The following is a 12,531-nucleotide window of genomic DNA, read 5'->3' on the forward strand; positions in this document are numbered from 1 at the left end:
AGGCCCGGACCATGTACGAACAACCCAGTTGGTTGCATGAAGTGTGGATCGCCCGGGAGGCGCTGTGGGCGGGGTTTCTGACCAGCGTGCAGTGCGCCGGTCTGGCGATCGTGTTCGGGACGGTGATCGGCGTGTTTGCCGGGCTGATCCTGACCTATGGCAAATGGTGGGCGCGCCTGCCGTTTCGCGCCTATGTCGATCTGATTCGCGGCACCCCCGTGTTTGTCCTGGTGCTGGCCTGCTTCTATATGGCGCCGGCGCTGGGCTGGCAGATTGGCGCGTTCCAGGCCGGTGCGCTGGGACTGACGCTGTTTTGCGGTTCCCATGTCGCCGAGATCGTGCGCGGCGCCTTGCAGGCCATCCCGCGCGGGCAACTGGAAGCCGGCAAAGCCATCGGCCTGACGTTCGGCCAGTCCCTCAATTACGTGCTGTTGCCTCAAGCGTTGCGGCAGATATTGCCGACCTGGGTCAACTCATCGACGGAGATCGTCAAGGCCTCGACCCTGCTCTCGGTGATCGGGGTGGCCGAGCTGCTGCTCAGCACCCAGCAGGTCATCGCGCGCAACTTCATGACCCTTGAGTTTTACCTGTTCGCCGGCTTTCTCTTCTTCGTCATCAACTACGCCATCGAGCTTCTTGGGCGGCAAATCGAAAAACGGGTGGCCTTGCCATGACACAGCCTCAAACCGCACCTGCCGCCCCGGCTCTGTTGAGCATTGAAGGGCTGCACAAATCCTATGGCCCGGTCGAAGTGCTCAAGGGCGTCGACCTGACAATGAACAAGGGCAACGTGGTCACGCTGATCGGCTCCAGTGGCTCGGGCAAAACTACGCTGCTGCGTTGCGTCAATCTGCTGGAAGAGTTTCAGGGCGGGCACATTCGTCTTGAGGGGCAGGACATCGGCTACAGCGACGTCAGCGGCAAGCGTGTGCGCCATCCGGAGAAACTCATCGCCCAGCATCGGGCGATGACCGGGATGGCGTTTCAGCAGTTCAACCTGTTCCCGCACCTGACCGCCCTGCAGAACGTCACCCTCGGCCTGCTCAAAGTGAAGAAGCTGCCGAAGGATCAAGCTATCGCGCTGGCCGAAAAGTGGCTGGAGCGCGTCGGTCTGCTGGAGCGGCGCAATCACTTTCCCGGCCAGTTGTCCGGCGGTCAGCAGCAGCGCGTGGCGATTGCCCGGGCCATTGCCATGAACCCGAGCCTGATGCTGTTCGACGAAGTGACCTCGGCGCTGGACCCGGAGCTGGTCGGCGAGGTGCTCAGCGTGATCAAGGGCCTGGCGGAAGAGGGCATGACCATGTTGCTGGTGACCCATGAGATGCGCTTCGCTTATGAGGTGTCCGATCAGATCGTGTTCATGAACCAGGGCCGCATCGAAGAGCAGGGCCCGCCCAAGGCATTATTCGAACAACCCAAGTCAGCGCGTCTGGCTGAATTCCTCAAGAACATTCGTTTTTAAGACGCTCAATCAAAGGAGATTTTCATGAGCATTACTCGTTACGGTGCCGGCAGTACCGCAGGTGGCGGCCAGCCACGTCCATTCGCCCGCGCCGTCGAAGCCGATGGCTGGCTGCATGTGTCGGGGCAAGTGCCGGCCGAAAACGGTGAGATCATCAACGGCGGGATCGTCGAGCAGACCCACAAGACCCTGCAGAACCTGGTGGCGATCCTGACCGAAGCCGGTTACGGCCTGGAAGACGTGGTACGCGTCGGCGTGTGGCTGGAAGACCCGCGTGATTTCTGGAGCTTCAACAAGGTGTTCGGCGAGTACTTCTCCCCGGAACACGCACCGGCCCGCGCCTGTGTACAGGCCAACATGATGGTCGACTGCAAGGTCGAGATCGATTGCATTGCCTACAAGAAGAAGGCTTAAGTAAGGTCAGGCACGCATCCTTGTAGGAGCGCGCTTGCCCGCGATTGGGGTGTGTCTGCAAACGAATTATTGCCTGACCCACGGCAATCGTCCGGATGCGGCCCATACCAAGCACGCTCCTACCGTCAGTGTCTTGCTAGTAAATTGCGTGCCTTACTTCAGGAAACAGCCGCCTCAATGGACAACGTCACCATGACCGAAGACACCATCAAACGCCGGGCCCGTGGTTTGGACCGAGCGTTCGATATTCTCGATTTTCTCAAGGAAACGGGCACGCCGTTGCGGCCCAACGAGATCGCCAGCGGTATCGGCAGCCCGAAATCGACGGTGTATGAGTTGGTCAGTTCGCTGCTGGAACGGCGCATCCTCGAGACCGTCGGCAAGGACGGCCATGTGTACCTGGGCCGGCAGTTGTACTTCCTTGGGCAGGCGCATCTGCGCCATTTCGATTTCACCCGGGAGGCCGAAGTCAGCCTGGGTGAAATCGTCGATCAGACCCGGGAAACCGCGCAGATGTGCCTGCTCAACGGGCGCAAATACACCGTCGCGCTGATGAAAGAAGGCGCGCGGCATTTTCGAATTTCGTCGGACATCGGCGAGGACGCGCCGATTCCGTGGACAGCCTCGGGGCGTCTGCTGCTGGGGCACCTCACCGATCAGGCGATCATCGACCTGATCGACGACGAGGACTTCATTCTGCCGGACGGCAAGCGCCTGCCGATCGAGACGTTTCTCGCCGAGATCCGCAAGGCCCATGACGACGGCTTCTTTTCCTTCGACAGCATCGCCGACACCTTCACCCATTGCTTCGCCGCGCCCGTGCGGGACAAACAGGGCATCTGCATCGCGACCCTGTGCATCGTCGCCCCACGCGCCGACGCCACCGCGCACTACGACCATTACCGGCGCGTGTTGATCGACGTCGCCAACGGCCTGGCCCGGCGCGTCATCGAGTAGCGTCCGGCGTACGTACACGAACAAAAAATTCAGGAGAACACACATGAGCATTGCCGCGATTGAAAAAGGCGCCACGCAACCCGGCGACCACCTGGTGCGTGACGTCAGCCTGCCCGCACTGGTGATCCACGACACGGCGCTGGAGCACAACCTGCGCTGGATGCAGAAGTTCGTCAGCGACAGCGGCGCCGAACTGGCACCCCATGGCAAGACCAGCATGGTGCCGGCGCTGTTTCTGCGGCAGTTGCAGCATGGCGCGTGGGGCATGACCCTCGCCACGGCGGTGCAGACCCGCGCGGCCTACGCCCATGGCGTGCGTCGGGTGCTGATGGCCAACCAGCTGGTTGGCGCGCCGAACATGGCGATCATCGCCGAGATGCTCACTGACGGCATGTTCGACTTTCACTGCATGGTCGACCATCCGGACAACGTCAAGGCGCTGGGCGAGTTCTTCGCCGCCAAGGGCCTGACCCTCAATGTGATGATCGAATACGGCGTGGTCGGTGGACGCTGCGGCTGCCGCAGTGAAGCCGAAGTCATGGCCCTGGCCGACGCCATCGCCGCGCAACCGGCGCTGAAGCTGACCGGCATCGAGGGCTACGAAGGCGTGATCCATGGCGACCAGGCCGTGAGCGGCATTCGCGCGTTCGCCACGTCGCTGGTGCGCCTGGCCGTGACGCTGCAAGACAAGGGCGCGTTTGCCCTGGAGCGCCCGATCGTCACAGCGTCGGGTTCGGCCTGGTACGACCTGATCGCCGAAGAGTTCGACAAACAGCAGGTGCGCGAGCGTTTCTTGAGCGTGTTGCGGCCCGGCAGTTACGTGGTCCACGACCACGGCATCTACAAAGACGCGCAATGCTGCGTGCTGGACCGACGCCACGACCTGAGCGAGGGTTTGCGCCCGGCGATGGAGGTCTGGGCCCACGTGCAATCGATGCCGGAGCCGGGTTTTGCGGTGATCGCCATGGGCAAGCGCGACGTGGCCTTCGATGCCGGCATGCCCAACCCGATCAAACGGTATGCGCCGGGGGCGGTGCCGGCGATTGGCGAGGACGTCAGCGCTTGCACCGTCACAGCGGTTATGGACCAGCACGCGTTCATGACCGTGGCGCCGGGGTGCGAGTTGAAGGTCGGCGATATCATTTCGTTCGGCACCTCGCACCCGTGCCTGACCTTCGACAAATGGCGCACGGGTTGCCTGGTCGGCGATGACCTGCGCGTGATCGAATCCTTCGATACCTGCTTCTGACAGGAGTCTGCGATGAGTGAGATGGTCAGTCACAGCTACCCGCGCGTCGCGCTGATCGGCGAATGCATGATCGAGCTGCAACAGCACGCCAACGGCACGCTCAAGCAGAGCTTCGGCGGCGACACGCTGAATACGGCGGTGTACCTGTCGCGCCTGCTGGGTTCGGCGGCGCAGGTGGATTACGTCACGGCGCTGGGCGACGACAGTTTCAGCGATGCCATGTGCCAGGTCTGGACGGAAGAGGGCATTGGTCTGAGTCGGGTGCAGCGCTTGCCGGGGCGACTGCCGGGTCTGTATTGCATTCAGACCGATGCCAATGGCGAGCGGCGCTTCCTGTACTGGCGCAATGAGGCGGCGGTGCGCGAGTGCTTCACCACCCCGGCGGCCGAGCCGGTGCTGGCCGCGTTGCCGGATTACGACGTGCTGTATTTCAGCGGCATTACGTTAGCGGTGCTGGGTGAGGTGGGCAGGGCGAGGCTGTTGTCGACCCTCGGCGATGCCCGGGACCGTGGCGCCCGGGTGGTGTTTGACAACAACTACCGGCCGCGCCTGTGGCGCAGTGTCGAGCAGGCACGCCAGGCGTATCGCGCGGTCATGCACGAAGTGGATATGGCGCTGTTGACCGAGGAGGACGAGCAGGCACTGTTCGATTACGCCGACGGCGATCAGATTCTGCAGACCTATCGGGACCTGGGCGTCAGCGAGGTGGTGGTCAAGCGCGGTGCCCAGAGCTGTCTGGTCAGTGTCGACGACCGCCGTTATGAAGTGCCTGCGCATACCGTGCAGAAAGTCATCGACACCACAGCGGCGGGGGATTCATTCAGTGCTGCTTATCTGGCTCGGCGTTTAAGGGGTGGCAGTCCCAAAGATGCGGCCGATGCCGGGCATCGGTTGGCGAGCCTGGTGATTCAGCACCCGGGGGCGTTGATCCCGCGCAGTGTGATGCCGGCCTGACCGGCTTATCGATTCTTGCCAACGTGTAGGAGCGCGCTTGCCCGCGATTGCGGTGTGTCAGGAGCATCATCGTCCCTGACACAGTACTTTCGCGGGCAAGCGCGCTCCTACACGTTGGCGTTCGTACCATCAATCGCGATAAAACACCTGCACCAGGTGATACCCGAATTTGCTCTTGACCGGACCATGCACGGTCCGCAACGGCTTTTTGAAGATCACCTGGTCAATTGCGCCGACCATCTGACCCGGCCGTACCTCACCCAGATCGCCGCCGCGCTTACCGCTCGGGCAGGTCGAATACTTCTTCGCCAGCACGTCAAACGCCTCGCCCTTGGCAATGCGCTGCTTCAGTTGCTCGGCTTCTTCAGCGGTCTTGACCAGAATGTGGCGGGCTTGAGCTTTCATGATGTACCGGACGTCTCGATAAAAAAGCCGCGCATTATGCCTTTGCTGCGCGATTTCGGGTAATTTCCCACACCTTGACCGGACGAACGTGTGTCTCGGCTGAGACAGGCCAGACCCGGCGAGTCAAAGGCCCTGCCCCGTCCCGTTAAATAGCCCGAACATTGGAACCGGCCGAAGGTCGACACACTGTAGGCCTGCAGTCTCCTCAACTCTCTTGTGTGGTGTTGCCTTATGGATTTCCCGGCGTTGTTGAAAGTGCTTGCCACCCAGGATGGATCAGACCTTTACCTGTCCACCGGCGCGCCCCCCTGCGCCAAGTTCAACGGCGTACTCAAGCCGCTGGGCACGGAAGCCTTCAAGCCCGGCGACGTGGGCGCGATCGCCAACGGGATCATGGACGCCGAGCAGCGCGTGGATTTCGAACGCGATCTGGAAATGAACCTGGCGCTTTCCCTCTCTGGTGTCGGGCGATTCCGCATCAACATCTTCAAGCAGCGCAACGAAGTGTCGATCGTGGCGCGCAACATCAAGCTCGACATCCCCAAATTCGAAGACCTGCACCTGCCGCCGGTGCTGCTCGATGTGATCATGGAAAAGCACGGCCTGGTGCTGTTCGTCGGCGCCACCGGTTCGGGTAAATCGACGTCGCTGGCTGCGCTGATCGACCACCGCAATCGCCACGCCAGCGGCCACATCATCACCATCGAAGACCCGGTGGAGTTCATCCACAAACACAAGCGCTCGATCATCAATCAGCGCGAAGTGGGCGTCGATACACGGAGCTTCCACGCGGCGCTGAAGAACACCCTGCGTCAGGCGCCGGACGTGATTCTGATCGGCGAAATCCGCGACCGCGAGACCATGGAGCACGCGCTGGCATTTGCCGACACCGGCCACCTGGCGATCTCGACACTGCATGCCAACAACGCCAACCAGGCGCTGGACCGCATCATCAATTTCTTCCCCGAAGAGCGCCGTCCTCAGCTACTGCATGACCTGGGCAACAACCTCAAGGCGTTCGTCTCCCAGCGACTGGTCAAGACCACCGACGGCAAGCGCCGCGCGGCGGTGGAGGTGATGCTGGGTTCGCCGACGATTCGCGATTTGATCCACCGCAACGAACTGACCGAGCTCAAAGGCATCATGGAGAAGTCCACCAATCTGGGTATGCAGACTTTCGACAATGCGCTGTATGACCTGGCGGTGGAAGGCGCGATCACCGAAGAAGAAGCCCTGAAGAACGCCGATTCGGCCAACAACGTGCGCCTGCGGTTGAAACTGCACAGCGAGGACGGGCCATCGACCATCGCCACCGCGCCGCGTGCGCCCCAGCCCGCAGCGCAGGTGAACATCAAGGATTGGGGCCTGGTGGATGAGCGGGACGAGCCGGGAAGTTGAACGATAAGCCCCGCTGCATGCTGCGGGGCTAGTGGAATAGCCCACACGATCCGTAGGAGCCGGCTTGCTGGCGAACGCGGTGGGTCATTGACATGTTCGTACATGACACACTGCCTTCGCCAGCAAGCCGGCTCCTACGGAACGCGCATTCAGCCAACATGCGCCTGTGACCGCAAGACATTCGAGGGAGCCTGGCACCTACCGCGCCAGCCATCCCCCATCGATATTCCACGCCGCACCGCGCACCTGCGCGCCCGCCTCGCTGCACAGAAACAGGGCTAATTCCCCCAACTGCGATGGCGTCACAAACTCCAGCGACGGCTGCTTCTCCGCCAGCAAATCATGCTTCGCTTGCTCCAGGTCGCCGGTCACGGCGGCGCGATCATCGATCTGTTTCTGCACCAGCGGTGTCAGCACCCAGCCCGGGCAGATGGCGTTGCAGGTGACGTGACTGGCCGCCGTCTCCAGCCCGACCACCCTGGTCAAGCCGATGACGCCGTGCTTGGCCGCCACATACGCCGCCTTGCCCGTCGAACCCACCAGGCCATGCACCGACGCAATGTTCACGATTCGCCCCCAGCCCTTGGCCCGCATGCCCGGCAGGCATAACCGCGTGGTGTGGAACACCGACGACAGGTTGATGGCAATGATCTTGTCCCAACTTTCCACAGGGAAATCCTCCACCGCGTCGACGTGCTGAATCCCTGCGTTGTTGACCAGGATGTCGACGCCGCCAAACTCTCGCTCAGCGTAGGCAATCATGTCGGCGATCTGCACGACATCACTGACGTCCGCCGGGTGGTGGCCGACTTTGCCGCCGTACTGCTTGACCTGCTCGATCACGGCCGACGCATCGCCGAAACCGTTGAGCACCAGATTGGCGCCGGCCTTGGCCAGCGTCAGCGCGATGCCCAGGCCGATGCCGCTGGTGGAGCCGGTGACCAGTGCGGTTTTGCCTTGCAGACTCATGTTCAATTCCTCATACGATGCCGGTTGCATAAAAAACGCCAATCACCACGAACACCGCCAGTGTCTTGATGATCGTGATGCCGAAGATGTCCTTGTAGGCCTCGCGGTGGGTCAGGCCAGTGACCGCCAGCAGGGTGATGACCGCGCCGTTGTGCGGCAGCGTGTCCATGCCGCCACTGGCCATCGCCGCGACGCGGTGCAGCACCTCCAGCGGAATGTTCGCCGCGTGGGCCGCCGCGATGAAGCTGTCGGACATCGCCGCCAGGGCGATGCTCATGCCGCCTGACGCCGACCCGGTGATCCCGGCGAGCAGCGTCACGGTAATCGCTTCGTTGACCAGCGGATCGGGAATGCTCTTCAGCCCGTTGGCCAGCACGAGGAATCCGGGCAACGAGGCAATCACGGCACCAAAACCGTACTCCGACGCCGTGTTCATCGCCGCCAACAACGCGCCGCTCACAGCACCCTTGCTGCCCTCGGCCAGCTTCGATTTCACCGTCCTGAACGCGAACAACAGCACAAAGACAATCCCCACCAGCAACGCCGCTTCCACGGCCCAGATCGCGGTGATCTTGGCGATATCGGTCTGCACCGGCGTCGCCATCCCCGGCAGCGCGAGGGTGTGGGTCTTGCCGTACCACTGGGGAATCCATTGGGTGAACAGCAGGTTCATGACGCCCACCAGCAACAGCGGCGCCAACGCGATCCACGGATTGGGCAGGGCGATGTCGTCCGGGGTGTCCGGCTCGTTGCGCAGCTCGGTGCCATAGCCTTCGCCGGCGCGCTGGGCCCGGTTGCGCTGGCGCTGCAGAAACAGCATGCCGGCGCTGAACACAAACGCCGTGCCGATCAGACCCAGCCACGGCGCAGCCCACGCCGTGGTGTTGAAGAAAGTCGACGGGATGATGTTCTGGATCTGCGGGGTGCCGGGCAGGGCGTCCATGGTGAACGAAAACGCACCCAGGGCGATGGTCGCCGGAATCAGCCGTTTGGGAATGTTGCTCTGACGGAACATCTCGGCGGCGAACGGGTAGACCGCAAACACCACCACGAACAGCGAAACGCCGCCGTAGGTCAGCAGCGCGCAGACCAGCACGATCACCAGCATCGCCTGGCGGGTGCCGAGCAGGCGAATGGCAGCCGCCACGATGGAGCGCGAGAAACCGGACAGCTCGATCAGCTTGCCGAACACGGCGCCGAGCAGAAAGACCGGGAAGTAGAGTTTGACGAAGCCGACCATCTTGTCCATGAACACGCCGGTGAAGGCGGGCGCTACGGCAGAGGGATCGGTGAGCAGTACGGCGCCGAGGGCCGCGATGGGGGCAAAGAGGATGACGCTGTAACCCCGGTAGGCAGCCAGCATCAGCAGCGTCAGCGCCGCTAAAGCGATGATCACACTCATCGAGTGTCTCCTGTTGTTTTTGTTTTGGGTGCGGCGAGGCCGCGCAACAGGAGGTATAGCCAGTTTCATGCCATTGCGCTAAGTGGCTGATTTTGAATCGATTTAGCCGATGGCGATAAGGCGCTGCGTCTGATCTGTCCAGAAATCGAGACCGCTACTGTGGCATCGAGAGCGTGACCAACCAATTTTCAAAAGTTGCGACAGCTCTGGATCGAGATCCCTGGCGATCAGTCCATATCAGTAGACGACCAGTCTCGTTATTGAGACTCGGCAATCCCCAGCGCCGCCATCTTCTTGTACAGCGTCGACCGTCCCAGCCCCAGCTGCCGGGCCGCCAGAATCACGTTACCCGCGCATTGCGCCAGCTTCGCCTGAATCAGCTCCCGGTCGAAATGCTGCCGCGCCTCGCTGTAAGTCTTGTCATTGGACGCTGACCAAGGCGGAACCGGCGGGCTGGCGACCGGCACCAGCGTGCCGATGGCGGCGCGGATGTCGCCGGGGCTGAGTTGCAGATCGTCGCTGAGCAGCGCGGCACGCTCCAGCACGTTGCGCAGCTCGCGGATATTGCCCGGCCAGGCGTGCTGAGCGAGGGCCACCAAGGCCGCGGGCGCCAGTTCATGATGGCTGTGAAGCTCCTCGAGAATCGCCTCGGCCAGCGCTGGAATGTCATCCAGACGCTCGCGCAAAGGCGGCACTTTTATGGGCAATACACTCAGCCGGTAATACAGGTCGGCGCGAAACTCGCCACGCTTGATCGCCGCTTCAAGGTCGGTGGAGGTCGCGGCAATCACCCGCACATCGCTTCTGATCATCTCGTTGGAGCCCACCGGCTCGTACTCTTTTTCCTGCAGCACACGCAGCAGCTTGCTCTGCAGCGGCAGCGGCATGTCGCCGATCTCGTCGAGAAACAGCGTGCCGCCCTCGGCCAGGTGCAGTTTGCCGTGGCGCCCCTTGCGGTCGGCGCCGGTAAACGCGCCAGGAGCGGTGCCGAAGAACTCCGCCTCCAGCAACGCCTCGGGAATCGCCGCGCTGTTGATGCTGACGAAGGGTTTGTGCGCCCGTGGCGAGCTGTTGTGCACGGCGTGGGCGAGCAGCTCCTTGCCGGTGCCGGTCTCACCCAGCAGCAACACTGGGGAATCGGTGCTGGCGCTACGCCGCGCGCGGCGTTTGACTTCCAGGCTGGCCGCGCTGGTGCCGATGAAGTGCGCAAAGCTGTATTTGGCCTGGCGTGCGCGCAGCAGCGAGCGGGTCGAAGCCAGTTCCTGCTGCATGCTCGAATAGCGCTTGAGCAGCGGCGACAGCGCCTGTAGCTCGTCGAACAGGGCAAAGCCGATGGCGCCGATCACCGCGCCGCCGTCGTCATGGATCGGCAGGCGCATGACCACCAGCGGGTCCTTCGCCGTGTCCATCATGTCCAGCAGAATCGGCTGGCCGTTGCTTGCCACCTGCCGCAGCAGGCTACCGGGAATCACCTGCTCGCACGGCTGACCCACCGCGCGGCTCGGGTCTTCCAGGCCGAAACGACGGGCGTAGCGCTCGTTGATCCACACGATGCGCGCATCGCGGTCGACGATGACCGTGCCTTCACTGGACTGCTCGATGATCTCGAACAGCGAACGGATCGCCAGCCGCCGAACGCGCCGGTAATCCTTCAGGCTTTCATTGTCGTTCATGTGCGGTTCCATCCATCCTGTTCCTCGGCATCTGGCCGCACAGACTACTGTTGGGGACGCGCTTCAATTGAAACCGGGGTGCGCCGCCGCCAGCAATTCCCGGGTATAGGGATGTTGCGGCGCATCGAAGACGTCGTGGCTCGCGCCGCGCTCGACCACCTTGCCGTCCTTGACCACGATCAGGTCATGGGCCAGCGCCTTGACCACGGCGAGGTCGTGGCTGATGAACAGGTAAGTCAGGCCATGCCGCTCCTGCAATTGACGCAGCAACGCCACGACCTGTTTCTGCACGGTGCGGTCCAGCGCAGAGGTCGGCTCGTCGAGCAATATCAAGGCAGGTTTGAGCACAAGGGCGCGGGCAATGGCGATGCGTTGACGCTGCCCGCCGGAAAACTCATGGGGGTAGCGGTGTCGGCTCGACGGGTCGATGCCGACTTCCTCCAGCGCGCGAATCACTTCGGCCTCACAGCTGGCCTTGTCCAGGTCGCTGTGAACTTCCAGGCCCTCGCTGATGATCTGTGCCACCGACATGCGCGGGCTGAGGCTGCCATACGGGTCTTGGAAAACCACCTGCATCTGCTTGCGCCATGGGCGCATCTGCTTCTGATTCAGGCTGTCCAGCCCATGACCCTTGAAGCGGATACTGCCACGGGATTCCAGCAAGCGCAGGATGGCCTGACCAAGCGTCGACTTGCCCGAGCCGGATTCGCCGACGATCCCCAACGTCTTGCCGCGCTCGATGCTCAGGCTGATGTCGTCGACGGCTTTCAGGTATTCATGGTGCCGGTTGAAAATCCCGCCGCCGAGGGAGAACCAGACGCGCAGGTTATCGACCTCCAGCACTTTTTCGCGGGTGTCGCGGGGCAGTGGCTCGCCGGCCGGTTCGGCGTCCAGGAGCAAGCGGCTGTACGGGTGTTGCGGGTTCTTGAACAACGACTGGCAATTGGACTGCTCGACGATTTCCCCGGCCCGCATGACACACACCCGCTGGGCGATGCTGTGCACCAGATTGAGGTCGTGACTGATCAGCAACAGCGACATGTTCAGGCGTTGCTGCAGCTGTTTGAGCAGCAGCAGGATTTTGCGCTGCACCGTCACATCCAGCGCCGTAGTGGGCTCATCGGCAATCAGCAGTTCCGGCTCGCAGGCCAGCGCCATGGCGATCATTACCCGCTGGCGCTGGCCGCCGGACAATTCGTGGGGATAGGCCTTCAGGCGCTTTTTCGGGTGCTGAATGCCGACCAGCTCCAGCAATTCGATAATCCGCGCCTGGGCCGCCTTGCCCGCCAGGCCCTTGTGCAGCAACAAGGTCTCGCCGATCTGCCGGGACACCGTGTGCAGCGGGTTCAGCGAGGTCATCGGCTCCTGAAAGATCATCGCGATCTGATTGCCCCGCAGCTCGCGCATGACGTTGCCATCGGCCCCGAGCAACTCTTTGCCGCGATAGCGAATGCTGCCGGTGCTCAGTGTGCCGGCCTGGGGCAGCAACTGGAGGATCGAGTGCGCGGTCACCGATTTGCCCGAGCCCGACTCGCCGACCAGCGCCAGGCACTCGCCGGCCGGGATGTCCAGGCTGAGGTGCTTGACCACGGTGTGGCCGTTGAACGACACCGAAAGGTCGCGGATTTCAATCAGGTTCTCGGACATC

Annotated in this window: 12 protein-coding genes; 7 read left to right on the forward strand and 5 right to left on the reverse strand. The window is 62.5% G+C overall.

The window, feature by feature from the left end; all coding sequences use genetic code 11:
* Nucleotides 1–11 precede the first annotated feature (11 nt).
* The 6 genes from EC919_RS14335 (at nucleotide 12) to EC919_RS14360 (ending at nucleotide 5,036) form a co-directional block, all read left to right on the forward strand.
* Nucleotides 12–674: an amino acid ABC transporter permease gene (locus tag EC919_RS14335; RefSeq protein ID WP_133774950.1), complete on the forward strand. Its 663-nt coding sequence runs from the start codon at nucleotides 12–14 to the stop codon at nucleotides 672–674.
* Nucleotides 671–1,462, forward strand: coding sequence for an amino acid ABC transporter ATP-binding protein (locus EC919_RS14340; RefSeq protein ID WP_133774952.1), 792 nt, complete (start codon nucleotides 671–673; stop codon nucleotides 1,460–1,462). Before EC919_RS14335 ends, EC919_RS14340 begins: the two co-directional genes overlap by 4 nt.
* A gap of 24 nt (nucleotides 1,463–1,486) precedes the next feature.
* Nucleotides 1,487–1,876, forward strand: coding sequence for a RidA family protein (locus EC919_RS14345; protein ID WP_133774954.1), 390 nt, complete (start codon nucleotides 1,487–1,489; stop codon nucleotides 1,874–1,876).
* A gap of 192 nt (nucleotides 1,877–2,068) precedes the next feature.
* Complete coding sequence (locus EC919_RS14350; RefSeq protein ID WP_133775408.1) at nucleotides 2,069–2,833, forward strand: IclR family transcriptional regulator; 765 nt, start codon at nucleotides 2,069–2,071, stop codon at nucleotides 2,831–2,833.
* A gap of 43 nt (nucleotides 2,834–2,876) precedes the next feature.
* Nucleotides 2,877–4,082: an amino acid deaminase gene (locus EC919_RS14355; RefSeq protein WP_133774956.1), complete on the forward strand. Its 1,206-nt coding sequence runs from the start codon at nucleotides 2,877–2,879 to the stop codon at nucleotides 4,080–4,082.
* A 12-nt stretch (nucleotides 4,083–4,094) separates the two neighbouring features.
* The gene (locus EC919_RS14360) at nucleotides 4,095–5,036 is read left to right on the forward strand and encodes a sugar kinase (RefSeq protein WP_133774958.1); all 942 of its coding nucleotides are present in this window, start codon (nucleotides 4,095–4,097) and stop codon (nucleotides 5,034–5,036) included.
* Between the two features lie 129 nt (nucleotides 5,037–5,165).
* Here the strand turns inward: EC919_RS14360 and EC919_RS14365 are convergent, their stop codons facing one another.
* On the reverse strand, nucleotides 5,166–5,441 hold the full coding sequence (locus tag EC919_RS14365; protein ID WP_037009819.1) for a peptidylprolyl isomerase: 276 nt from the start codon (nucleotides 5,439–5,441) through the stop codon (nucleotides 5,166–5,168).
* 231 nt (nucleotides 5,442–5,672) lie between these two features.
* On the opposite strand from EC919_RS14365, the gene EC919_RS14370 reads away from it, so the two are divergent.
* Entirely contained in the window at nucleotides 5,673–6,839 is a 1,167-nt protein-coding gene (locus tag EC919_RS14370) for a PilT/PilU family type 4a pilus ATPase (protein ID WP_133774960.1), read from the forward strand.
* 198 nt (nucleotides 6,840–7,037) lie between these two features.
* Here EC919_RS14370 and EC919_RS14375 read toward each other — a convergent pair whose 3' ends face one another.
* The 4 genes from EC919_RS14375 to EC919_RS14390 all read right to left on the reverse strand — a co-directional run bounded on the left by EC919_RS14375 (nucleotide 7,038) and on the right by EC919_RS14390 (nucleotide 12,530).
* Nucleotides 7,038–7,808 carry a 3-hydroxybutyrate dehydrogenase gene (locus EC919_RS14375; RefSeq protein WP_133774962.1) on the reverse strand — a complete coding sequence of 257 codons (771 nt, stop codon included), beginning with the start codon at nucleotides 7,806–7,808 and terminating at the stop codon, nucleotides 7,038–7,040.
* 10 nt (nucleotides 7,809–7,818) lie between these two features.
* Nucleotides 7,819–9,210 carry a GntP family permease gene (locus EC919_RS14380; RefSeq protein ID WP_133774964.1) on the reverse strand — a complete coding sequence of 464 codons (1,392 nt, stop codon included), beginning with the start codon at nucleotides 9,208–9,210 and terminating at the stop codon, nucleotides 7,819–7,821.
* Nucleotides 9,211–9,467: 257 nt separating this feature from the next.
* Complete coding sequence (locus EC919_RS14385) at nucleotides 9,468–10,883, reverse strand: sigma-54 interaction domain-containing protein (RefSeq protein ID WP_133774966.1); 1,416 nt, start codon at nucleotides 10,881–10,883, stop codon at nucleotides 9,468–9,470.
* Between the two features lie 63 nt (nucleotides 10,884–10,946).
* Nucleotides 10,947–12,530, reverse strand: coding sequence for an ABC transporter ATP-binding protein (locus EC919_RS14390; RefSeq protein WP_133774968.1), 1,584 nt, complete (start codon nucleotides 12,528–12,530; stop codon nucleotides 10,947–10,949).
* Nucleotide 12,531 lies beyond the last annotated feature (1 nt).

This window comes from Pseudomonas graminis (assembly GCF_004364335.1).
In the GTDB taxonomy this organism is placed as follows: domain Bacteria; phylum Pseudomonadota; class Gammaproteobacteria; order Pseudomonadales; family Pseudomonadaceae; genus Aquipseudomonas; species Aquipseudomonas graminis_D.

Excerpts from the sequence above, each read along its gene's own strand:
- EC919_RS14370 (WP_133774960.1), top strand. The coding sequence starts at position 5,673 with ATGGATTTCCCGGCGTTGTTGAAAGTGCTTGCCACCCAGGATGGATCA.
- EC919_RS14375 (WP_133774962.1), bottom strand. The coding sequence starts at position 7,808 with ATGAGTCTGCAAGGCAAAACCGCACTGGTCACCGGCTCCACCAGCGGC.
- EC919_RS14365 (WP_037009819.1), bottom strand. The coding sequence starts at position 5,441 with ATGAAAGCTCAAGCCCGCCACATTCTGGTCAAGACCGCTGAAGAAGCC.
- EC919_RS14355 (WP_133774956.1), top strand. The coding sequence starts at position 2,877 with ATGAGCATTGCCGCGATTGAAAAAGGCGCCACGCAACCCGGCGACCAC.
- EC919_RS14350 (WP_133775408.1), top strand. The coding sequence starts at position 2,069 with ATGACCGAAGACACCATCAAACGCCGGGCCCGTGGTTTGGACCGAGCG.
- EC919_RS14340 (WP_133774952.1), top strand. The coding sequence starts at position 671 with ATGACACAGCCTCAAACCGCACCTGCCGCCCCGGCTCTGTTGAGCATT.
- EC919_RS14335 (WP_133774950.1), top strand. The coding sequence starts at position 12 with ATGTACGAACAACCCAGTTGGTTGCATGAAGTGTGGATCGCCCGGGAG.
- EC919_RS14385 (WP_133774966.1), bottom strand. The coding sequence starts at position 10,883 with ATGAACGACAATGAAAGCCTGAAGGATTACCGGCGCGTTCGGCGGCTG.
- EC919_RS14390 (WP_133774968.1), bottom strand. The coding sequence starts at position 12,530 with ATGTCCGAGAACCTGATTGAAATCCGCGACCTTTCGGTGTCGTTCAAC.
- EC919_RS14360 (WP_133774958.1), top strand. The coding sequence starts at position 4,095 with ATGAGTGAGATGGTCAGTCACAGCTACCCGCGCGTCGCGCTGATCGGC.
- EC919_RS14380 (WP_133774964.1), bottom strand. The coding sequence starts at position 9,210 with ATGAGTGTGATCATCGCTTTAGCGGCGCTGACGCTGCTGATGCTGGCT.
- EC919_RS14345 (WP_133774954.1), top strand. The coding sequence starts at position 1,487 with ATGAGCATTACTCGTTACGGTGCCGGCAGTACCGCAGGTGGCGGCCAG.